We start from the raw sequence: 249 nt of genomic DNA, 5'->3' as shown, positions 1-249 counted from the left end.
TATCGGCGAAGGTGCCCGCAGGCACGCCAAAGCTAAAGGCGCTGCCTTGGTCTGTGGCTTGGTCGGTCAGTGCCGCCGAGACAGTCGGTGCATCGTTAGTGCCGGTGACGGTAATGCTTAATGTCTGCACATCAGACGCACCTTGGCTGTCGGTGCCGGTGACATCGACGCTAATGACTTGCTGCTGACCTTCAGCCAGTGACTGATAGGCCGCATGAGAAGCATCAAATGACCAGCTGCCGTCGCTGT

The 249-nt window shown here is 58.2% G+C and carries 1 protein-coding gene; it reads right to left on the bottom strand.

What is annotated here, in order from left to right; genetic code table 11:
- Nucleotides 1–249, bottom strand: a 249-nt coding sequence (locus LZP69_RS16535; RefSeq protein WP_234201761.1) for a VCBS domain-containing protein, incomplete at both ends; no start/stop codon positions are given.

The organism is Shewanella sp. AS1 (genome assembly GCF_021412565.1).
Classification (GTDB): Bacteria; Pseudomonadota; Gammaproteobacteria; order Enterobacterales; family Shewanellaceae; genus Shewanella.
This window is presented reverse-complemented; position numbering and strand designations above follow the sequence as displayed.